Genomic DNA, 23,052 nt, shown 5'->3' on the forward strand with positions numbered 1-23,052 from the left:
CAAAGCCTACCGATTGGTGTCCTGCTGCCTCCGTCTCATTATTTACAAATGAATGGGCAAAGTCGTTGCTTAATTTTAACTTTCGAAAGGTATTTGGACGGAACGACAGGTCGACCGATAACGTTGGTTCCGAGAAGCACGCTTCGTATATAGCAGGCGCGTTGTGGGCAGGTCTGAACGCAGCTGCAAGCGTCCTCCTGCCATTTGCGCTTTTCGTCTTCTTCGCACGTGAGATCACGCCTTCGTTACTTGGCCTTATTGCACTGGCGATGGCCTGCACGGAAGTCTGCAAGGCGATCGGCCTCCCGGGCATCTACGAGGCGTTGTTGCAGCAAAAGAACGATCTGAAGCGTTGCCACGAGGCAGCGCTCGCTCTGCTGCTATCTGCAAGCTGCCTCCTGGTACCGATCTGCCTGCTTATTATCTTCGGTCTGGGCTTTCTCGTACATGGCTTACATGCGCACTTCGTGTTGCTGAGCATGCTTGTCTTGCGCATTCCTCTTGATCTGGCTTCCGTGCAGCCGCAGGCGGTACTTGTCGCGCGTCTGGCATTTCGCAGGCTGGCCGTGCGCACGATCATGGCAAACGTGATCGCCGGCTGCGTAGGTGTGGTGATCACCAGAAACGTCAATGCGGGCGCCGGATTGGTCATCTACCAGCTCGTGCAGTCGATCGTCACCTTCGTGAGTACCTCGTTCGGCTCAGGCTTGCTCGTTCGTCCACGCTTCCATTGGGACTGTATCCGGCGCCTGAGGCGCGAGACCCTACTCGCGACGGGGAATCGAACCCTGGCTGCCACGATCAATTCCGTGGACCAGATGCTGATTGCGCCTTTGGCCGGGAATATCGGGCTGGCATATTATAACCTCGGAAAGCGGCTGGAGACGACGTTCGTGACGGTCGCGAACTCTTTTTCCGCTATTCTGTTTCAACCGCTGTTTGCTGCCGAAGGTGGACTGTCGAAACAGAAGACGACCGTACGCGCGCTGCTTGTCCTCGGCCTCGTCTGCGGTATCCCGGCCTCGGTGGTGTTCTGCAACAGTCGGGTCGTTGTCGGTCTGATCTTCGGCCGGACCTGGCTTCCCGCGGCGCCGATCGTAGCATGGCTGTCATTGAATGGTTTCGTCCGGGCGATCGGCATGGTGCCGGGCTCGTTTCTCTCCGTGTCAGGGCGCAATCGCGAGCTCCTCACGACTTCAATTGTCTCCGCGATCGGAAGCCTCGCCCTCGTCGCGCTGATCGCCTCTAAAAGCATTACGCTCTGCGCGTTCTCTCTGGTCATTAAGAATGCGCTGATCGTCGCCTGGATGGCCTGGCTGAGCCGCCGGGAGGTGCAGCAGCCGGCACTGACCTACACGGCCTCGGTTCTCGTCCCGATAGTACTCATGATCGGCGCCGTCAGCGCGATCAAGTCGATGCTGCCGATGGATGGAGGCGCGGGACCGATGCAAGAGATCACGGGTCTCCTGCTTTCCTGTGTCGGTGCCTTGTGCTGCGGTGGCGTCGCGATGGCATTCGCCTACTTGCTGTCGCTTCGATCGCTTGATCGGCCGATGCCGGCTCGGCTGCACGCATGAAGGTTCTTTATCTCGTGCACGATTTGGGAGATGCCGCCGTAAAGCGGCGTTGTCGCTTTCTCCGCGAAGGCCAGGCACATCTCTCCGTGATCGGCTTCAATCGCAGGAAGGCTACCCCGCGTCGCCTCGACGGCGACGAGCTTTCAATCGGGGAAACCCGGAATGGCCAGCTGTTCCAGAGAGCGGTCGTAACCATCTGGGCCGTCGTCGCATCGGCACGCTGGAGCAGGGCGCTCCAGGATGCAGACGTTGTAGTTGCGCGTAGCCTGGAGATGTTGGTTATCGCCCTGCTTGTACGGTGGCGTGTTCGGTCTGCGTGCCCTGTGGTCTATGAGTGCCTGGATATCCACAGGTTGATGACCAAGACGAACATCCTGGGCGTAATCCTGCGTCGTCTCGAGCGACGGCTTCTCCAATCCTGTGCACTGCTGATCGTAAGCTCCGAGAAGTTTATCGATGCCTATTTCGCGCGATTTCACGAGAGCCTGCCGCGCTGGATCCTGCTTGAGAACAAGCTTCTCCGTAGCGAGTTGGGCACCGACATGATCGCCCAAATAGATGACGCCGGGTGTTCCGACGCGCCACCCTGGCGCATCGGCTGGTTTGGCATCATCCGGTGTAGCCGAAGCCTCCAACTGCTGGCGGCGCTCGTACGGTCTTCGAACGGAACGATCGAGGTGGAGATCCGCGGACGTCCGGCCATCGATGTCTTACCGGACTTCTATGCCGTCGTGGCTGCCACACCCGGTATGACGTTTGGGGGCGCCTATGACCGTGCGACCGATCTTCCCACCATCTATGGCCGTGTCCATTTCAACTGGGCGATCGACTTCTACGAGGACGGGTTGAACTCGGCGTGGCTGTTACCGAACAGGCTGTATGAGGGGAGCATGTTCGGGTGCGTTCCACTGGCGCTGGCTCAGGTCGAGACAGGACGGTGGCTGACGCGGCACGGGTGCGGGCTGCTGCTCGACGGGGTGCTGGAGCAGACGCTTTCCGCCTTGTTTGTTGCCATGACACCGTCGATGTATCGCGAAGCGAGGGAGCGTATAATTTCGCTCGAGCCTGGCGCGCTCATGGAGACACCGGAGACGGCATCGGCCTTCGTGGCAACGCTGGCGCAGCTGCCGTCTACAGCGCGCGTCGTCGAGCCTCGGCTCATTCCGGTTAGAACGATATGAAGACCAAATCCCTGCCATTCTTCTCCGTCGTGATCCCGGTCCTGAACGAGGAGCGTCATATCGGGACGGTACTCGCGTCGCTTATCGTCCAGCTGCAGGATATGGACGCCGAAATCCTTGTCATGGATGGTGGCAGCAGCGATGCAACGCGCGCAATCGTCGCCGATGTGGCTGCAACCAACGCAATGGTCCGTTGGATCGACAACCCGGGTCGAACCCAATCCGCTGCGTGTAATCTGGCTGCCGAGACGTTGGCGCCTCAAAGCCGGATCCTGTTACGGGTCGATGCCCACGCGGCCTATCCACGAGACTTCGTCTTCCAGGTAATCGACGCGCTCCGTACCACGGGCGCCACCTCCGTTGTCGTCCCGATGCGGACGGTAGGCATCGGAGCACAGCAACGAGCCATTGCTGCTGCCCAGAACAGCAGGTTGGGCAATGGCGGGTCGAGCCATCGTCGCATCGGTGAATCCCGGTTTGTGGATCACGGTCATCATGCTGCGTTCGATCTCGACTTCTTCCGCTCCGTCGGTGGCTACGATCGCAACTTCACCCATAATGAGGATGGAGAATTCGATGTGCGCGGACTGCGTGCCGGTGGCCGGGTCTGGCTCTGCAGCGAAGCTGTCATCGACTATTTCCCACGCGAGAGCCTTTCAGCGCTGCGCCGGCAGTATGTTCGACACGGCCGCGGTCGGGCCCGAACCACCCGCAAGCATGGGCTGCGGCTCAAGGCCCGGCAGGCGCTCCCGCTGTTGTTGTTGCCAGTGACTGCGATCGGCCTGCTTACACCGGTGGTGCCATGGGTCGGTATCCCGGGCGGCATCTATCTCTGTAGCAGCTTCCTGTGGGGCACGGTCGCTGCCATCAAGCAGCGCGATCCCGCACTCCTGCTGATGGGACCGGCTGCGGTGGTGATGCATCTATCGTGGGCGATCGGCTTCCTCGACGGATGGCTACGCGCCAGACCTGGCCGGCCGATGCCGGCCCAGCGTGCTCTCGACGACACTCAACAGGCTGAGGCAAACCGATGACGGTCTATGATCCGATAAGGCCAGTCACCGTGCGATGCCATCGCGCCATGACGCGGTATGGGGTCGGTCTTCTGCTCGCGAGCTCGGTTGCCGGGTGTGGACCGTTTCTCTCCGAGAGTGGCCCGGGCCGGGAGGCTGTCGTCACGAAGGCTGCGACCGTGTCGGCCTCGCCCGTCTCTCCATTGTCGTATCGGCTGGTGACCGTCAATTCGATAAGTCTGCCGGCTCTGGAGGCTCCTCCGGCAGAATCGACGTTCGACCTTATGCCGACCCGGGCTGTCACTCGCGGCACGATCGGCGTCGGCGACGATCTTGGAATCACGATCTTCGAGGCAGGCCCGGGAGGGTTGTTCATTACTGACCATCCCGAAAATCCTTCAGGCAATTCGATCACGCTCCCGTCGCAACAGGTCGACGAGACCGGTACCATTACCATCCCATACGGCGGGTCCATTTCTGTCGTTGGTCGGACGCCTACCGCGGTCGGCCGGATGATCCAGCAGCGGATCAGTGCCCGTGCGCTTGAGCCACAGGTCGTTGTCACTATTCTCAACCGGCGTGCAGGGATGATCAACGTCGTCGGCGATGTTGGCGGCGCGACCCGCTTCCCACTCGATCCTGGCGGCGAGACCTTGCTCGGCGCGATCTCCCGCGCTGGCGGCCCACGTTTCCCCGATTACGAGACGGTCGTCACGTTGCATCGCCATGGGCATATCGAGAAGACGAAACTATCGACCATCGTCGAGCGACCGGAGCAGAATATCTCGCTCGAAGCTGGAGACACGCTCTATCTCGAGCATAAGGCCGACTTCTTTCTGGCACTCGGCGCGACCGGGCAGGCGACATCGCTCGGTCCAATCGACCGGAGGATCGCCTTCGGCGATGCACGGATCACGCTTGCCGATGCTCTGGCCAAGGCAGGTGGTCTTGAGGATGACCGTGCCAACGCAAGGGCCTGCTTCGTCTATCGGCTCGAACATAGTCGTGACGGCCAGAAAGCCCTGGTGCCGACCATCTATCTGACCGACCTGCGAGATCCCGCAGGGTATTTTTATGCAAGTCAGTTTCCGATGCATCCGGAAGATGTCGTGTTCGTATCGAATGCGCCTGTTACCGATCTTGCAAAGTTCCTTTCGCTGGTTCTTCCGGTTGCTTACTCGGCAAGCGGTTTCAACAGCGGGTTCAAATAGCATGGGTAGGGAGGGCCGAACATTGTGCGACCCCTCCGAGGGTCCGGGAGCGCCTTACCCGTACATTCACGTCCAGCCAGCAAACAAGGTTCACGACATGGAAAACCGTATCCGCGACATCCTATCGAAAGTCGGCCGTCTTCCGGTTCCGGTCGGAGGGATCGGGATCGACGATGATCTCTACGATGCCGGCCTGAGCTCGTTGGCAAGCGTCAACGTGATGCTGGCTATCGAACAGGCGTTCGATATCGAGTTCCCCGATCAGCTGCTTACCCGCCGGTCCTTCCAGACCATCCGATCCCTTACCGGGGTGGTGGATGCGCTCAAGTCGAGCGCCGTTTCCTCTTGATGGATGTTCAGCATCTTGTCGCGCAGGCGGACGCGGCTGCCTCGATCGCCTCGGTCCATGCCGAGGACGTGGATGCCAAAGGTCGGTTTCCGGCCGAGGCGATACAGGCCTTCCGGAGTTCGGGTCTGCTTGGCCTGCTGGTTCCGGTGGCTGCCGACGGTCCGGGCGCTTCCCTGGCCGATGTCGCCAATGTTTGCCGCATCCTCGGTCAGGCCTGCGCCTCGAGCGCGCTGATCTATGCGATGCACCAGATACAAGTTGCGTGCCTGATCGCCGGGGCAGGCGAGGGTGCGTGGCAGCAGACGTTCTTGAGACGGATTGCGGTCGAGCAGCTGCTTTTGGCCTCGGTGACGTCGGAAGTCGGGATCGGTGGAAACATCCGGTCGAGCCTGTGTTCGCCCGAAATTGATATCGATCATCGACGCGTGACGCTGCTCAAGCACTCTTCTGCGATCTCCTATGGCGAGCATGCGGATGCGCTGCTGGTAACGGCCCGCCGGCATGCTGACGCGTCAGCGTCGGATCAAGTGCTGATCGTGGCGGAGAAGCACGACGTGGTGCTGAGCGAGACAAGCCGCTGGGACACGCTCGGCATGCGGGGCACCGACAGCAAGGCGTTCGACGTCCGGCTGTCGGTCGATGCAGCACAGATCGTGCCGGTGTCGTTTGGTGAGCTCGCCCAGCACACCATGCTGCCGACGTCGCATATCCTCTGGGGGGCGGTGTGGCTCGGCATCGCTGTCGAAGCGACAGAAAAGGCGCGGGCATTTCTTCGTCGCCAGGCCCAGGCCAATCCCGGCGTGTTACCACCGGGTGGGATCCGCTTTGAGAAGGCGGCGTCGCTGGTAGCGACGATGCGTACGCGGCTGGAGAGTGCAACGACCGAGTATGCTCGCAACCCGGCAAAGGATCTGGACGCGCTCCCGCTGGGATTTCTCGCCGAGGTGAATGCGCTGAAGGTGACGATGTCCGAGCTTGCCCTGGACGTCGTGCAGCAGGCGATGATGATCTGTGGAATAGCGGGATATAAAAACGGCACGCCATACAGCATCGGCCGTCATCTTCGTGATCTTTACTCTGCACCTTTGATGGTCAACAATGATCGTATAGCCGCCAATACTGCTACGTTGCTGATAGCGCAACGTTCTCCATTGCTGAGAGGTTCAATCCCATGAGTGCAGAAACGGCGTTCCGCGACGAGCTGATCGAAGCCCGCATCCTGATCCCCAGTGGTGTCGACGGTGTATTCGGGCGAAGCGGACTGTTCGAGTCGATCGTGGATGGGATCGACTCCCTTATCACGCGGAACGGGCAGGATCAGGATGCCGAGATCGTCCGGTTTCCGCCTGCGATGCCTCGCAGCGTGATGGAAACCAGCGGCTATCTGAATGGCTTTCCCCATCTTGCCGGCACCGTCCACTGCTTCTGCGGCGACGAGCGCGCCCACCAGACACTGCTGCGCTGCCTGGAGGCGGGCGAGGATTGGACCGAGGGACAGAAATGTGTCGACCTGACGCTGACCCCGGCCGCCTGCTACCCGGTCTATCCGATGATCGCCGGGCGCGGCGCGCTCCCGCAGGGAGGCTGCACCGTCGATGTCGCCTCCTATTGCTTCCGCCACGAGCCGTCGCTGGACCCGACCCGGATGCAGCTCTTCAGGATGCGAGAATTCGTCCGGCTCGGATCGCCTTCCGATGTGCAGGCGTTCCGCGACAATTGGGTGCAGCGGGGCAAGACCATCATCGGCGACCTTGGGCTGCCTGTCGCCATCGATCTCGCCAATGACCCGTTTTTCGGGCGCGGCGGCACGTTTATGGCGAGCAGCCAGAGGGATCAGGCCCTGAAGTTCGAGCTGCTCGTCCCGGTTACCAATCCGGAAAAACCGACTGCATGCCTCAGCTTCAATTATCACATGGACCATTTCAGCGAGGTCTGGAACCTGCGTCTTGCGGATGGTGAGCTCGCCCATACGGCCTGCGTTGGCTTCGGCTTCGAGCGCCTGACGCTCGCCTTGCTCCGCCATCATGGGTTCGATATCTCATCCTGGCCTCAATCCTGCCGGAAGGCGCTCTGGAATTCGTGATGGAGCGCGAGCCGAACACCAGGTCTTTCGTCGGCCATCCTCTGCATGATTCGGCCCGGTCGTGGCCGGAGACGAACTGCTACATCGATCTTTGGATCGAGGTGCTTGCGTCCCTCGGAGAAATGCCGGAAGCAGCCTTCGGCTTCACCGTCCTTCAGAACTTCGAGGGGGACCAGTTCACTTTTTCAAAGCTCATCCCCGAGGATTTGCGCCGGCTGTATGGGCTGACCGTGCAGGAGCTATCGGTCTACCGGACCCTGGAGGATCATACGGCGCTGCATGTCGGACGGGGTGAGATCGTCCTGCTTGAAGTGGACGCATTCTGGCTTCCTGACACAGCAGCAACGACCTATCGCCAGGTGCACACCAAGACAACCATCGCGATCGACGTGTGCGATCTGGCAGCGCAGGAATGCGGTTACTTTCACAATGCGGCACGCGCCGTCCTGGGCGGGGATGATTATCTGGGTGCATTTCGGCTCCGACCAGAGTTTCGATCCGAACCCGACCTGTTGCCTCCCTATCTGGAAACCGTCACGCAATGCGTGCGTCATCGCGACATTGGGTCGAAGCAGGAGGTAGCGCTCGACATCCTTCGCGGTCACCTGCCCAGGCGACCGGAACAGAACCCCTTTTCAGCCTGGCGCGCCGTCTTCAGCGATCATGTGGAGGATCTTCTGCAATCGCCGGAACGGTTCCACGACTACGCGTTCCATTTCCCCCGGCTGGCTGGGTCGAACTTCGAGCTTCTCGGCAGTCATGTCGCATGGTTGGGTGGGAACGCGCTCCAGCCGGTTGTCGAAGCGTGCGAGCGCCTGGCACAGACGACCAAGATCCTGCAGTTCCGGCTGGCTCGCAGCGTTGCCCGCCGGCGTCCCGATCCATGCACCGAATGCTTCGACAAGCTCGAGGCGGATTATGAAACGGCCCTGAGCAAGCTGGCGCAATGGGCTGGTGCAGGCACGCCATGACCGACTTCGGCCATCCGGCGGATGCGATCCCGACCGATAAAACGGCGCTAAAACCAGCCGTCCGCTGGATGCTGCCGCAAGTCCTGCTGGCGGACTGGTGGATCGCCATCACACCGGAGGGCGAGGCCGGTTCCCCGAAGGATCTACCAGTTGGCGCGAACCGACAAAAAGCACCGGTTCCGGGAACTGCACTCGACGCCCTGTGGGAGCCGCATCTACGGGAGGCTGGCGCCCCACCCTCGCTGCATGAGCATGACGTTTGGTATGGAACAGTCATCCAGGCACTTGCCGGCGATCGGATCAGGTTTCTGGGGCTGGCCGGTCTTGCGGAAATCTGGCTGGACGACGAATGCGTCATCCGCACGACCAGCATGTTCATCGCATATACCGTACAGGTTCCGCGCAGCGGAAAAATCACCCTGTCTATCCGGTTCCGCTCGCTGAAAAAGGCGCTCGCGGCGACGGCCGGAAGGCCAAGATGGCGAACGCAACTTGTTACATCGAACGGGCTTCGCCTGCAGCGCCAGACCCTGCTCGGACACATGCCCGGTTGGTGCCCTTCCTACGACGCTGTCGGTCCTTACCGTGCCATCGAGCATTTTAGTGGCCCGGGTGCGATAGAATCCTGCCGCCTTTCTGCAACCCTACGCGGCGGCACGGGAGTCGTGAATCTCCGAATCGAGTTTGCCGAGGCGCATGATCGGCAGGCCGACCTGAAGGTGCAGGTGGGTGACTATTTTGTGCCGCTCCAACGCGTGGCCACTGGAAGCTTCATCGCCGAACTATCATTGCCTGAGGTCGAGCTCTGGTGGCCGCACACGCACGGTGAGCCGACGCTGCACGACGTGTTCCTGGTCGATGGTACGGCGGAACTACTGATCGGCCGGGTTGGTTTCCGCGAAGTCCGTGTCTCACGGGGTCAGGATGGGAAGGGTTTCGGGCTGGAATGCAACGGGGTCCCGATTTTCTGCCGCGGTGCCTGCTGGACCAACGCCGACCTGATCCGCCTCAGCAGCGACAGGGACACGTACATCGCCTGGATCCGATTGGTCCGTGACGCGGACATGAACATGATCAGGGTCGGCGGCACCATGCTTTATGAAAGCCGCGCCTTCCACAATCTCTGCGACGAGTTCGGTATCCTGGTTTGGCAAGACCTGATGTTTGCCAACCTGGACTATGCGACCGGCCAGGCAGATTTCCGTGAGAGTGCCGTCCTGGAGATCGAACAGCTTGTCGAGCGTCTCGCTGGCAGCCCATCGCTGGTCGTGCTGTGCGGCGGGTCCGAGATAGCGCAGCAGGCAGCCTTCCTGGGCTTGGGTCCGGACCAACGGGCGATGGAATTTTTCGAGACATTCCTGCCGGAACTTGTAGCGCGACTCAAGCCGGATCTCCACTACGTGCCGCATTCGCCCTGGGGCGGACCGATGCCGTTTACGGTCAACGCCGGCGTCTCTCACTACTACGGGGTCGGTGCCTACAAAAGACCGCTCGAGGACGCGCGCCGGGCTGGCGTACGCTTCGCAACTGAGTGCGTCGCGCTTGCCAATCCGCCTGCGGCAACTTCTCCTTCTGCCCGTCGAATTGAGGAAGGTCCCCGCGACAGGGGGGTATCCTGGACGTTCGTGGATATTCGGGACCACTACCTTAGAGACCTCTATAAGGTGGATCCTGCGCATCTGCGCGGTGAGGATCCTGAACGTTATCTCGATCTATCGCGAGCCGTCACCGCGGATCTTGTCGAGACTGTTTTCGCTGAATGGCGACGACCAGGATCGACCTGCTGCGGTGGCCTCATCTGGCAACTGCAGGACCTTGCGCCCTGCAGCGGCTGGGGGATCATCGACAACCACGGCATTCCGAAGGCCGCATGGCATGGCTTCCGTCGGGTATCAGCTCCGATCCAGATCCTGCTCTCGGACGAAGGTCAGGACGGGCTTGGAATTTATATCCTGAATGAACGCAACGCACCCCTGGAAGGGCTTGTTCGCCTGGCTGGCTTGAAGCGTGGATCGGTTCCGGTGGTCACAGCGGAAGCGGCTATCACATTGGAGCCGCATGGCAGCATCTCGATCTCAAGCCAGGATCTTATAGAAGGATTTTTTGACATCAGCAGAGCTTATCGATTCGGTCCGCCGGAGCACGACATCACGATTGCAACGCTGCACTGTCGGAGATCGGGCGAGATCCTCTCGGAGGCATTTCACTTTCCCCTCGGTCGAGCATTGCCACTGAACGATCTTGGCCTGACCGCTGTGCTGTCCCAACAGGATACGGACTGGTTCCTGGACATTGCCGCATCACGCTTCGCCCAGGCTGTGCACGTGGAGGTCGACGGCTATCGTGCCGATCGTGAATGGTTTCATCTGCCACCTGCCGTGACGCGACGGGTCCAGCTCCTGCCCGGCCCCGGCGTCGCAACAAGGCCGACGGGATTCGTCAGAGCGCTGAACGGCGTTCAATCAGCCTCGATCAGAGAATGCCAATGATACCGATCACGTTCTCTGGTTGTTTCGGCTGGCTTCATCCTGGGGCCGGTACGACTGGCGTCGTGCTGTGCGGGGCATTCGGGCACGAGAATATGAACGCCCATAGGGGGTGGAAATACCTTGCCGACCACCTCTCCCGCCAGGGCTTCCACGTCGTCCGATTCGACTATCCTGGCACCGGTGACTCGCTTGGCTTGGACACGGATCCGGATCGACTTGCCGCCTGGAGAGATAGCATATCCGCAGCCACTGTTTTCTTGCGCTCGGCCACTGATACCGACTCCGTGATACTGATCGGCCTCAGGCTTGGGGCGACGCTTGCCTTGCTTGCAAGTCAGGACATCGAGCGGGTCAAGGCGATTGCATGCCTTGCACCGGTGCTGTCAGGAAGAAGTTATATCCGGGAACTTCGCCTCCTCACCAATGCGTGGCGGGAGGCGAACCACCTGCCGGCAGAGGCGCGAACAGGCGGTGACCTCGATGTAGTCGGAAAACACCTGACCAATGAGACACTTCGGACCCTGTCAGCCCTCAAGCTCCAAGAGCTAGAAGTCGCTGCGAAAGCGGTTCTACTTATGCAGGAGTTCGAGGGGCCTCTGAGCACTGACCTTGTCAATCTCCTGAGCAACCAGGGATGCACGGTGCTGAACGAAGACTTCCCCGAATCGTCGGACTATCTCCAGAACTCGCTATCCAGTCGGATCCCCGAGAAATCATTCAGGATGCTGATCGACTGGTGCGCAGCGTTGCCGTCCGATCAAATCCCCGTGGTGGACGCAAAGCCCGTGCCACAACCCGTCGAGAGCGTGCTTCGCCTATCGAATGCGATCGAAACGCCGCTTCGGTTTGGACCAAACGGGAAGCTGTTTGGTATCTTGTGTGCTCAGACCGGTCGAATTCCATCCACTTTACCGACTGTCATCATGCTCAACACGGGCTTTGGCCGTCACACCGGTGACGGGCGCGTCTTTGTAACTATGGCCAGGGAACTTGCATCCTCTGGCATTGCCTCGCTTCGGATGGATCTGGCAGGCTTCGGGGACAGTGACACAGCGAGCGATGCGAGGGTTGAACCTTACCTGAATGACACGAACAACGACGTGGTTGCCGCAATCGATGCCCTAGAGGGGCTTGGCCACGTTCACCCGGTTCTCATAGGGATCTGCTCGGGCGCCTATGCCGCATTCCACGCCGCGCTTGCTGAGCCACGAGTGCGAGGACTGCTACTGGTCAACCTACAGAAGTTCATCTGGAAGGCTGGTTCATCCCTCGAGGTCGAAAACACGCGGCTACGCCGGCCACTTACTTTCTATGTGAGGTCTATCGCTCAACCGGCAGCGTGGCGTCGAATCGTTCGAGGCAATGTAAAGCCGCTAGCGATCGTCAAGGTTTTAAGCTCCCGTCTCTTCCTTGGATTGATCCGAAGGGTTTTTCTGAGATTTGAGAGTATTACCGGCACCGCAACACGTTCTGGGCAAATAAAGAGATGGCTGCAATTACTGAATTCGCGTGAGGTTGATTTGAGCCTGTTATACAGTGAGGCAGATCCTGGCATATCGGAGCTCGCGTGCTATGCCCAAAGAACGCAAACAGGCATACGCAACCTTCCGAATGTCCGCGTCGTAATGCTTGCTGCCGCAGATCATGCGCTTCTCGATCACACGGCTCGAAACCAGTTCATGGATATAGCCCGGCAAATCATAACTACCGAACGCGTCGATAGTCATGCCGCTTGTCCGGCCCGATCAAGAGGCGAAGTCATGGCTGATTCCGTGTGAATATAGTGGTGGGCCTTCCGAGTCAGTTGCCTTCACTTAGTTATGATAGAGACGAAGTGGACCTAAAATATGTCGATTGACGGTGCGTCGTGTCACTCGCGACGCTCAACGCAAATATTTAGTCGCTGCCGCTCGGGGCCGTCTCATCGGCCCGATTACACCGTGACGAGATAATCAGGATGGATATGCACATCGCATCATCTCATGGCGCTGCGGTCAGGGCAGAGAGAGTGGCGGCGCGGACCTGGCTGGCTCGTGGTAGCTACTTGGGAGTAGTTGTAGGCTTTCTTGTTCTCGAGGCGGCTGCGATCTTCGTCGGTGGCCTGATCGCAACCCTTGTAGATCCACGGCTGGCGACCACGGTAGAACTCCGTGACTTGACTGAAACTTATCTGGTCCTCGCCGCAATTACTGCATTACTACGGAGACCAGTCCAGGCACGTGAGACGCATACCATATGGCTCCTTTGGCTCGCACTTCTCCTCGGGATGATGGTCGCCAACAGGCACGGTCGACTTGATCTCGAGGCGCTGACGATCTGGTTCGTATTTGCGGGTTGCTTGCTGACGATATGCCAATTCTCCTGCAGGTGGGTATTGGAGAACGTAGTTGCTCGTATCCCGGTGCCCAGGACCGTCGCATTCCTGGGCAACAGCGACTCTGCCGCCGCTGTGCTCGCGCAGCTTCATGGAAGCCGCTACAGCCAGGTTCACGTCATCGGATTCTTCGACGACCGGATAGGTAGGGCCGGCCCGTTAACGGATCTGCTCCCGTGTCTCGGCGCCATCGATGGGTTGGTGAGCTATATTCAGGATGCCGAACTCTCTGAGGTCTACATGGCCTTGCCATGGTCGGCCGGACCTCGGATCTCGCAATTGATAGAGCGGTTGCGCTTCCTGCCTTTGACGGTCCGCCTGATCCCCGACCATGTGCCACCAGCGCTGCCGGGGCGCGGGAATCAGCAGCTGCAGGGTGTCGTCATGCCGACCCTGATGCTGCCGCCGTTTTCCAACGCCGGCGCGATCTTCAAGCGCACCTTCGACCTTTGCGGGGCGGGAATCCTTTTGATCCCGTTGGTCCCTCTATTCATCGTGGTTGGGCTTTGCATCCGCTTCGATAGTGCCGGACCGGTCTTCTTTCGACAGGTCAGGTCGGGACAATACGGGCAACCCTTCAGGATCTACAAGTTTCGCAGCCTCCATGTCGCTCAGGCAGACTCGGCAGCTGAAACTTTGGTTAGCGCCGGCGACCGACGGGTGACCCGGGTCGGGCAGATCCTGCGAAAATACTCTATCGATGAATTTCCCCAGATATTCAACGTGCTGCTCGGGCAGATGTCGCTGGTTGGTCCACGTCCTCATGCGCAGCGGGCAAAGGCCGACGGAAGGATCTATGCCGAGGTCATTCCGGAATACATGCTTCGCTACCGGGTGAAGCCCGGCATGACCGGATGGGCGCAGGTCAATGGGTGGCGCGGCAATACGGATACGGAAGAGCAGTTACGCAAGCGGGTCGAGTTTGACTTTCAATATATCGGCAAATGGACCTTCTGGAAGGACGTCGAGATTATGATCCGTACGGTTCCGGCGATGCTTCTCCCGCCCGCTCAGAACGTCTAGAAAGTGGAATATATTCGGCACGCTTGGGATTCCCCAGGGCGAATGGGACTCGTCTGCGCAGCGGTTTTGGCCGGTTTGGTTTGTGTCTTAACGCCAAACCCGTTGCTTGCGGAAACTGGGTCGGCTGCGGATAAATCCGGGCGGCCAATCCTCGATCTTGCATTCTCGAGCGTCCCGAACTGGCGCTCCGGTCCGATGCCGTGGCCACCGCTGCCGAAGCCGTTCGATGACAAGGACTTTATTTTGAGTGCCGGCCTGATGAGCGGACTACGCCCGGCGTTCGATAAACGGGCTGGGACGAACTCTGCCTGGGCGAGCCTTTCGAATGAGGAGGAGGCTTATCCGGATGCCGACGCAATGCGGCTTCTGCAGATATCGCCCTATTCCATGCTGGATGGCGCATTGGCGATCACCGCAGCCTCTATGCCAGCGAGCGCTGCCAAAACCCTTCCCCGGGACATGGTGCGTCGCTACCTGTCGGGCGCACTTAATACCTACCCGTTCAGTCAGACATACGGGTATTTCGAGATCACGGCGAGCGTACCCAGCGGCGATGGTTTGTGGCCTGCCTTCTGGCTCCTTCCGGTCGACCAGGCGTGGCCGCCCGAGATCGATATTGCGGAGGTGCTCGGCGGTGACAGTCGCACGGCTTACTTCTCGCTTCATTCCTCAGACTTGGCCTGGGTGCATGCGGAGCCCCACAGCTATAATAACAGCACGACTACAGATTCAAGTTCTGCAGCAGGGGATCTATCCCAGAAATTCCATCGCTACGCGGTCGATTGGCAGCCCGACTTCATCACGTTCTATCTCGATGACGCGATGGTCGGACGCCATGCGACACCTCGCGACATGAACAAGCCTTTCTATCTCATCATCAATCTCGCCGTCGGCGGTCCTGGCAGTTGGCCGGGTCCAACCTCGCGTCAGACCCGTTTCCCCGCGGTGCTCGCAATACGATCGATAAAGATCTGGAAGCGGCAACCCTGATGAAAACAGTTGGAGCGACTGTGGGTACAGGCAGTCTGTCAAGCACGCGGGTGCCGGAAGGTTTATTCCTCGTCGCCACGGATACGGAATGTACCGGTGAAGCAGGCGGTCTGGCCGACCCCGTCAGTAGTCCGATCGTCAGTGTCATCATGGCCAATTATAATGGAGCGGCCTACATTGAGGATGCTCTCTGCTCGGCGACGCGGCAGACGCTGCAGAACATAGAAATCATCATTGTCGATGACGGTTCGACCGACGATAGCGTCGAACGCGTCCAGACAATTGCTCGTGACGATCAACGTATACGGATCATCCAGACGGCCTGCCGTGCCGGCCCTGGCGGTGCAAGAAACCTCGGCATCACAGTTGCGCGCGGAACGTGGATCGCTATCCAGGATAGTGACGATCTCATGCATCCGCGTCGACTGGCGGATTTGGTATACGCGGCCTCGGTTGATGGCGTGCAAATCATCGCCGACAACCAGTTGGTGTTTGATCATGCGCGCGCTGTGCGGACACGGCCTCTTCTTTCGAAGCGGCAATTGCCGGTTGATGGGCGTATCCACTTAGAGGCTTACATCGACTCGAACAGCCTTTCCTCGCGAGCCTCGCCGCTTGGCTATCTTAAGCCATTGTTTCTCCGGTCTTTCATGGAACGGACAGGAAGCCGCTACAACACGACAATGCCGATCGCTGAGGACTACGACCTCGTTCTCCAACTTCTGCTGGCGGGAGCGCGTTTTCGAGTTTTGCCTCAAATGACCTATTTCTATCGAAGGCACTCCGGCTCGACCTCCCATCGTCTTTCAGCGGCAACTCTCGTTCCCATGCTTGGGGCGGACACGTGGTTACGTAGCCGTTTCTCATCGGCCGATACTTTGACGGCTTCGGTCGTTGCGGCCTTGGAGCGCCGGCGTAAATCGATCTCCCGGGCAATCGGCTTCGAGGAGCTGGTCGGCGCTATCAAAGAACGCGGTTGGGTCAAAGTTGTTCGTATTGCTGCGCATAAGCCGGGATCAGTGGCTCTCTTGAGGGGACCTGTCCAAGATCGGCTGCGACGGTTCGTCCAGCGCAAACCGCAGCGTTCGACGGCAATCAGTCCGGAGCGGTGTATAACCCTCCTGTCGCGACAACGCATCGTCGGGACGACGAACGGAAGCTCGGCCTACCTGCTCAGTGTCTGCACAAGCTTACGGAATGCAGGCTATGAGATCGATCTGATCTCTCCATCTCCAGCTATGTTCGGTCGCTGGCCGTTCTTGCGGCTCGACCCCTCCATGGAGCTGTTCCGGTCGATCTCGGTCCGTGGCTCATTTCGTTTCGGACGGATCATCATAGCTCGTGACCCACGGATCGCATTGCGCGCCGGCGGCGGGATGATGTATCGGCTCCTGAGCGCGTTGAACGTCAAGGCGGCGGGTCTGGATCGAAAGGCGCCGCACGCGGTCGCGGTTCCGCTGACCGATGCCGATAGACTCTTCATCGCTGATACGGTCCGGAGATCCGACGCGATCCTGACGGATTACGCGTTCCTGAACGAGTCGATTCCATTCGCCCTACAGCCTCGCATACCCACGGCCGTGGTCATGCATGACCTGTTCTTTGCTCAGGATCAGGAGAAGACAGTGGTCTTGCTTGATAAGGACCAGGAACTCTTGCTGCTGGACCAGGCCGACGCTGTTGTCGCCATTCAGGATGAGGAGGCTTCGACGATCCGGAAGCTTCTTCCACATAAGCACGTCATCCTCGCACCTATGGCAGTGTACCCGGTCGCCGAAGTGCAGCCCGGCGACGACGGAATTGTCCTTTTCATAGGGAGCAAGACGCAACCCAACATAGAGGGGATCAGCTGGTTCCTGGATAAGGTCTGGCCGGATGTTTTGGCCCGGTGTCCGGAAGCCCAGGTCTGGATCGCCGGCAGCTGTTGTGGAAGTCTTCCGATCAATGTCCGTAACGTGAAGCTGCTCGGCCGGATCGACGAGCTGGATGACGTCTATCGGAAAGCCGGGGTTGTCATCTCGCCGTTGCGGCTGGGCTCGGGGCTGAAGATCAAGCTGATCGAGGCCATCGGTCGGGGCAAAGCGGTCATCGCGACCGAGACGACATTGCAGGGCGTCAAATCCATTATGCAGGGTGCTGTCCTGCAAGCCGATACATCGCGAGATTTCACTGAGGCACTTGTATCTCTGCTACATGACCGGGCTACCCGGTCGCAGATCGGAGCCAGAGCTCTCGAAGTTGCGCGAAAGCATTTCTCGCCCGAGAGCTGCTATGCCGGCTTAATCGAGTTTCTTCAGCATACAAGCCAACCGGGCGAGTCAGCCTCGCGACGAGCATTGGTGTCAGAAGCATCGTCGCGTTCCAAAAGGGTTTTGAGCCAATGAATTCGCACTTGGCGCATGAGCGGATACCGCTCGGAGCGAGCGATGCAGCAGCGCAGCCGTTCGCATGGCTTCAGGAGCTTGTCGGGTTCTTTCGACGTAACATAAGGCTGTTGTCCGCGTCGACCGCGTCGGTAACGCTATTGGCCCTGATTTACGTTGCCACTGCGACACCCCAGTTTATGGCGAGTACGATCCTGTTGATCGATCTGAGGCAGGTGGCGCCATTCCAGCAGCATCCGCCGGTCGTCGATGCCCAGATCGAGAACGCGATGATCGAAAGCGAGGTCGAGGTACTTCGCTCGGCGGGCTTGGCGAGGAAAGTGGTCGCAGCGCTGAACCTTACGGCGGACCCCAACTTCGTCGGAAGGTCATCGGCGCTTGCAAGAGGCCTTTCCGGGCTACGAGCTCGGTTCACATCCGGGACGGCGTCGTCGAAAGCGAACTCCGATTTTGAGGATCGGGTAGTCCAGCAGTTTCTTCGCGCCGTAAGCGTACATCGAATTGGCCTGACCTATATCATTGAGATAGACGCGACCGCCAAGGACCGAAATCTAGCCGCGCGTCTGGCGAATGGGCTGACGACGGCCTATCTCGCCGAGCAACTCGTGGTCAGGAATACGTCGACCCAGCAGGCCGCGATGTGGCAGGAGGGAAGGCTTGCCCAGCTCCAGGATCAAGCTCTCAAAGCCGATCAGCAGGTGCAGCGGTTCAAATCCACCAACGGTATTGTCGATACCGGCCATGGCCTTCTGAACGAGCAGCAACTCACTGAACTGAATAGTCAGCTGGTAGCTGCGCGTGGCCGTACCGCGGAGGCTTCGGCGGCACTTGATCGCATCCGGCAGATGACCCGCAAGGGAAGCGATCCCGGTATGGCAGTTACAGACGTGTTGAAAAGCCCGGTGATAAACGGCCTGCGCGAGCGCTACCTGAACGATGCCACGCGTGTCGCGGGATGGTCGTCCCAGTATGGGCACGATAGCGGTCCCGCCATCATGCTCCGCAAGGAGATGGCTCAGCTGCAAGTGTCGATAAACAGTGAAATCCGGCGGATCGAGCAGGCAACGGAAAGCGATCTGGTCGTGGACCGTGCGGGTGAGGCGGCGATCCAGGCGCAACTCGACAAGCTGGTCAGCCAGTCTGCTTCGACCGATACCGCTCGAGCCACTTTCAGATCACTGCAGAGTTCCGCAGATACGTATCGGTCGCTCTACGTCGCGTTCCTCCAGCAAACCATGCAGGCCGATCAGGCCGATAAATATCCCGTCGCTGACGCACGTGTGGTCACGCAGGCCCGACCTCCGCTGACGAAGAGTAAGCCGCAGGCCAAGCTGATCCTGGCCGCGGCCATCGTGTTGGGGTTGGTCATAGGGTTTGTCATCGCCATTCTTCAGGAGGCACTCGACAGGCGGCTGCGCAATCCTGCGGGGCTGCTGGCGGATACGGGCCTATCATGTATCGCGACACTGCCGGATATCGGAGCGGCACCGCCATCGTTCCTGCCCAAGTGGCCCCGGCGCCACGGGTTTGCGCGCACCACCGCTTCGCCCCCGTTCTCATTGATGGAAAACTTCGTCGCGACGAATCCGGACGCCCCCTTCACCATGGGGATGCGGAGGTTGCAACTCCGGCTGCTCCAGCAGCAAGCCGACAAGAGCGGGATCATCGGTCTGGTCGCTCCATCTCGAGGTGCTGGAACAAGCACCGTGGCCGCCAACCTTGTGAAGCTTCTGCAAGCGTCCGGGCACGACGCGGTCCTGTTGCCGCTCCCCGGTGAAGCCGGATTACAGCCGGGGTTTCGTCACCGGATCGAGACCCTCCACCGTGACCACGCCTTCGTCGTCGTCGACTTTCCTGCACTCGATCGACCGGTCGAGGCCCATACCGTGTTCCCGGATATCGGGCTCATGGTTCTCCTGCTCGAGGCAGGCTCTCTGGATGGCGGCACGCTTCTTGAGCAGCTTCGTTACGCCGGCCTGGACCGCCGAAGCATCATGGGCGTCGTCCTCAACCGCGTTCCCGTCGACCCATAATGTTTGCTGGTCCATATCCCGATGAGATGGACATGCGGCCTCCGTTCCTGGCAGCGGGCGCGCGGACTGTCACGCATGGCACAGGCATCTGGTGGCTCTCCTTCTTGTCTCTCACGGGCTTCGTGCTCGGTACGCGCTATGGCATGCCCGCCATGGCGATCTGCCTGGGCGCGTGGGGGCTGTATGTTGCCGCATGGCCCGGTCGGTGCGTCACATGGATGACGGAGTATCGCCTTCCGTGGCTGCTACCCGTGTGGGCGACGATGTCGACGCTCTGGTCCATAGAGCCCAATATCTCGATCAAGCTCGGTATCGAATTCCTGGTATTCACGGCCCTGGCGATCGTCGCCGCGCGGGCTCAGACGCTTCGCAGCCTGATCTCGTCGTTCATGTGTGCGTTGCTCGTGGGCGTCGTGCTGAGCGCGATCACCCGGACGACGGCAGCCGTGGGAACTACTGGTGAAGTCGCCTTGATTGGCGTTTTCGGAAGCAAGAACAACCTGGCAAGCTTTGTCTGTCTCTCCATGATGACAAGCCTCTCAGTCCTTGTAAGTGGCAAACAACCGAGGCACTTGCGCGCCCTGGCACTTCTTGGCCTGGCGATCGATCCGATCCTGCTGCTCAAGGCCCATTCGCTCGGTGCTCTCCTTGCCGGAGGTGGAGCCATGGTCGCGGCACTCGGCATTGTCTTCCTCTCATCGCTGTCGCAAAAAATGAGAGGCCTGGTGCTGCCGTTGCTGGTTGTTACGGCGGCAGGTGTCGGCTTAGTCGTCCTGCTTGCCTTCCAGCAGGGGTTTGACTTGTCGTCGCTTCTTGCGGCAGCCGGCAAAGATGCCAGCCTGACGGGACGGACGTTTCTCTGGTCGCGAGCGCGCGATTACATCGACTTGAAGCCAATGCTCGGGGTCGGATATCAGGCGTTCTGGGTCCAGGGGCATGTTGAGGCGGAAGGCCTCTGGCGTTTCGCGCAGATCGCAAGCAGGTCAGGATTCCATTTCCACAACCTTTATTACGAGACTGCCGTCGAGCTCGGCGAAATCGGCGCAGCATTCCTGGCGGTCTCATTGGTGTTCGCTGCGATCGTGACGGCTCGACGGGGCCTGCGGTATCCCGACGCCGAGGCTGCCTTCCTGTGTGCACTCGTCGTGTTCTACGCTATCCGCGTCAGTGTCGAGCTCGACTTCCTCGACCCGTTTTCGCCTGGAAGCTTCCTGCTTCCCGTCCTTTGGGTCTACTCTGTCCGATACCGCGGAGAAAACTACCCGCGTTCGGCCCCCTGGATGTTACCGCAATAGGCACAGTGCTTAGCCTTACCTTGGGGTTTAACCTCTGCCAACAATAATGCATTAATGCGACCTAGCACTACAGTGGCGCTTTCTGTGAACTTCTGAATCAGTAGGCGACCATGATACGGGAGGTCATGGATGGCGCATGCCTCGATTGAGACCACGGTGGAGTGGTGGGCGTCATCGGTCGGTGACGTCAAAGCGCGGATACAACCCTTCTTTACCCAGGAGCGTATGGCCGCCTCGGCGAGCCTGCCCCTGGACGGTTTGTCGAGGAACGAACACCGTAAGACTGGCTGGATGCATGCGGAGGCTGCTGGTGAGGATGACGCTGCAGCATCTTGGCCAGCTGGTGGCGGGTCGGCGGCACGCCGTTCTCGCCGCAACGGCGGTTCGACTGGAGCAGGAGTTGACGGACGCGACACTCAGCATGGCCGACAAGCTCATGGGTTTTCCGGCCCGACAAGCCGAGCGACGGGCCAAGCAGAAGGTCATGCTGTCGATCCCGGATCTGCAGGCGCATGTCAAAGCAATTGCCGTGGTCGGCGAAGCGCAGCGGTCGGGTGTTGAACCGGACCAGCCTGCCCAGTGACATCATGGCCTCAATGGTATCATGCCGTCAGCACTACCGGCCGACGGTGCGGGACCTGAGCAGAATCTTGTTTATAAAAACTTCCAGGAAGAAGATTCTATCTGTAATGACGAATGGTTGTTCTGCGCCGTCGTCACGGGACCAATATAAGAAGCCATGGTAAATGTTGTTCCTACGGACATGGCTGCGGCTCATGACCATCGATCCGCAGGCTGCCATGGTTGCCTGCAGGACCAGTTCGTGTTGCCGATCACCATGGCGTTCCAGCCGATTATCCGGGCTGATGGCAGTGTCTTTGCCCAAGAGGCGCTCGTCCGTGGTCTGAACGGTGAGGGAGCCGGCGAAATCCTATCGCAGGTGACCAACGCGAACCGTTACAGCTTTGATCAGCGCTGCCGCACGACGGCAATCAAGACCGCAGCATCTCTTGGATTATCAAACGCCGGCGCAATACTGTCCATCAACTTCAAGCCGAACGCGATATACGAGCCGCTCCGCTGCCTTGCAACGAGCCTCGCCGCTGCTCGAAAGGCTGACCTGTCGAACGAATCTATCATGTTTGAGATAACTGAAGACGAGATAGTGCGAGAGCCTCGACGCCTCCGCGACATCGTTACGGCCTACCAAAATATCGGCTTCACAGTGGCGCTCGATGATTTCGGTGCTGGTTACTCAAGCTTCGGTCTACTGGTCGACATTCGGCCAGACGTTATCAAGCTGGATATGAAGCTGGTGCGTGGGATCGATACAGATGTGGTCAGGCGTGCGATCGTTCGTAGCATGGTTAGCCTCTGCAGCGAACTTAACATCAAACTTGTTGCAGAAGGTATAGAGACGCTAGGTGAGTATCGGATCCTGCGATCGATCGGTGTCGGTTTGTTCCAGGGCTTTTTGTTTGCTCGCCCCTTGATAGGAGTATTGCAACAACCTCTCATGCCGCTGGAGTGATGTGACCAACCTGCGATTAAGCATCTGGTCGGATATTGGTGGCTAGGGCAAGCAACACCGCGTGCAATCTCCGAAACCTAGACCGCTGTCTATGAAGGCTGCCGCCTCCAACCCGGTAAATGTCACCGACGAGAGAGCCAGATAGCTGTTCACTTATGGAATATTGTTGGGATCCGGTAGGGTTGACGATCCAGACATGCGCCTACAGGTTTAACCGTCTCGGCGCTGCAGCCGGACCCAGGTGACGCATGCCGCAGATCTATCCGCAAGCTCGCACCACGCCCGCCACCCGTGTCGAGATCACTCCATCCACGAAGCCGAGTAGCGTTGTGATTAGGTACTACGGCATCAGCGCAGGAACCGACCGCAAGTGCGCAAACGGGGCGCCGCTGATTGTTTCGACCACTCAGCGCGCCTTCAGAGCCTGCCCTGAAAGGCGACTGATGAAGAGCGCGCGCTCGTCGGTGCCGAGCGGCGTCAGGTCGACTTCCCCCTTGATGATCTGATTTTCGTCGTCTGCCAGACCCCAATCGCGATCAGTATCTAGC

At 59.5% G+C, this 23,052-nt stretch carries 17 protein-coding genes and 1 pseudogene; all 18 read left to right on the forward strand.

What is annotated here, in order from left to right:
- The first annotated feature begins 161 nt into the window (after nt 1-161).
- Nucleotides 162-1,577: an oligosaccharide flippase family protein gene (locus tag HN018_RS00615; RefSeq protein WP_171832710.1), complete on the forward strand. Its 1,416-nt coding sequence runs from the start codon at nt 162-164 to the stop codon at nt 1,575-1,577.
- A gap of 356 nt (nt 1,578-1,933) precedes the next feature.
- Nucleotides 1,934-2,758: a hypothetical protein gene (locus tag HN018_RS00620; RefSeq protein ID WP_171832711.1), complete on the forward strand. Its 825-nt coding sequence runs from the start codon at nt 1,934-1,936 to the stop codon at nt 2,756-2,758.
- Nucleotides 2,755-3,792, forward strand: coding sequence for a glycosyltransferase family 2 protein (locus HN018_RS00625; RefSeq protein ID WP_171832712.1), 1,038 nt, complete (start codon nt 2,755-2,757; stop codon nt 3,790-3,792). The genes HN018_RS00620 and HN018_RS00625 overlap by 4 nt, the downstream gene beginning before the upstream one ends.
- A gap of 158 nt (nt 3,793-3,950) precedes the next feature.
- Nucleotides 3,951-4,982, forward strand: coding sequence for a polysaccharide biosynthesis/export family protein (locus HN018_RS00630; protein ID WP_171832713.1), 1,032 nt, complete (start codon nt 3,951-3,953; stop codon nt 4,980-4,982).
- 97 nt (nt 4,983-5,079) lie between these two features.
- The gene (locus tag HN018_RS00635) at nt 5,080-5,331 is read left to right on the forward strand and encodes an acyl carrier protein (protein WP_171832714.1); all 252 of its coding nucleotides are present in this window, start codon (nt 5,080-5,082) and stop codon (nt 5,329-5,331) included.
- Nucleotides 5,331-6,506, forward strand: coding sequence for an acyl-CoA dehydrogenase family protein (locus tag HN018_RS00640; protein WP_171832715.1), 1,176 nt, complete (start codon nt 5,331-5,333; stop codon nt 6,504-6,506). The genes HN018_RS00635 and HN018_RS00640 overlap by 1 nt, the downstream gene beginning before the upstream one ends.
- Nucleotides 6,503-7,414, forward strand: a complete 912-nt coding sequence (locus tag HN018_RS00645) for an amino acid--[acyl-carrier-protein] ligase (RefSeq protein ID WP_171832716.1) — start codon at nt 6,503-6,505, stop codon at nt 7,412-7,414. Before HN018_RS00640 ends, HN018_RS00645 begins: the two co-directional genes overlap by 4 nt.
- Complete coding sequence (locus HN018_RS00650) at nt 7,414-8,385, forward strand: DUF1839 family protein (RefSeq protein WP_171832717.1); 972 nt, start codon at nt 7,414-7,416, stop codon at nt 8,383-8,385. The genes HN018_RS00645 and HN018_RS00650 overlap by 1 nt, the downstream gene beginning before the upstream one ends.
- Nucleotides 8,382-10,874 carry a glycosyl hydrolase 2 galactose-binding domain-containing protein gene (locus tag HN018_RS00655; protein WP_171832718.1) on the forward strand — a complete coding sequence of 831 codons (2,493 nt, stop codon included), beginning with the start codon at nt 8,382-8,384 and terminating at the stop codon, nt 10,872-10,874. The genes HN018_RS00650 and HN018_RS00655 overlap by 4 nt, the downstream gene beginning before the upstream one ends.
- The gene (locus HN018_RS00660; protein WP_171832719.1) at nt 10,865-12,652 is read left to right on the forward strand and encodes an alpha/beta fold hydrolase; all 1,788 of its coding nucleotides are present in this window, start codon (nt 10,865-10,867) and stop codon (nt 12,650-12,652) included. Before HN018_RS00655 ends, HN018_RS00660 begins: the two co-directional genes overlap by 10 nt.
- Before the next feature lie 179 nt (nt 12,653-12,831).
- Complete coding sequence (locus HN018_RS00665; protein ID WP_171832720.1) at nt 12,832-14,271, forward strand: exopolysaccharide biosynthesis polyprenyl glycosylphosphotransferase; 1,440 nt, start codon at nt 12,832-12,834, stop codon at nt 14,269-14,271.
- A gap of 42 nt (nt 14,272-14,313) precedes the next feature.
- Entirely contained in the window at nt 14,314-15,261 is a 948-nt protein-coding gene (locus HN018_RS00670; protein WP_172443416.1) for a glycoside hydrolase family 16 protein, read from the forward strand.
- Nucleotides 15,261-17,645, forward strand: coding sequence for a glycosyltransferase (locus HN018_RS00675; protein ID WP_171832722.1), 2,385 nt, complete (start codon nt 15,261-15,263; stop codon nt 17,643-17,645). The genes HN018_RS00670 and HN018_RS00675 overlap by 1 nt, the downstream gene beginning before the upstream one ends.
- Before the next feature lie 8 nt (nt 17,646-17,653).
- Nucleotides 17,654-19,678, forward strand: coding sequence for a GumC family protein (locus tag HN018_RS00680; RefSeq protein WP_171832723.1), 2,025 nt, complete (start codon nt 17,654-17,656; stop codon nt 19,676-19,678).
- A 143-nt stretch (nt 19,679-19,821) separates the two neighbouring features.
- Entirely contained in the window at nt 19,822-20,973 is a 1,152-nt protein-coding gene (locus tag HN018_RS00685; RefSeq protein WP_172443417.1) for an O-antigen ligase family protein, read from the forward strand.
- 129 nt (nt 20,974-21,102) lie between these two features.
- Nucleotides 21,103-21,288: pseudogene (locus HN018_RS00690) on the forward strand (IS701 family transposase); the annotation flags it as partial.
- The gene (locus HN018_RS00695; protein ID WP_171832697.1) at nt 21,284-21,556 is read left to right on the forward strand and encodes a hypothetical protein; all 273 of its coding nucleotides are present in this window, start codon (nt 21,284-21,286) and stop codon (nt 21,554-21,556) included. The pseudogene HN018_RS00690 and the gene HN018_RS00695, both read left to right, overlap by 5 nt.
- A 240-nt stretch (nt 21,557-21,796) precedes the next feature.
- On the forward strand, nt 21,797-22,504 hold the full coding sequence (locus HN018_RS00700) for an EAL domain-containing protein (RefSeq protein ID WP_338034005.1): 708 nt from the start codon (nt 21,797-21,799) through the stop codon (nt 22,502-22,504).
- Nucleotides 22,505-23,052 lie beyond the last annotated feature (548 nt).

The organism is Lichenicola cladoniae (genome assembly GCF_013201075.1).
GTDB classification, from domain to species: Bacteria; Pseudomonadota; Alphaproteobacteria; order Acetobacterales; family Acetobacteraceae; genus Lichenicola; species Lichenicola cladoniae.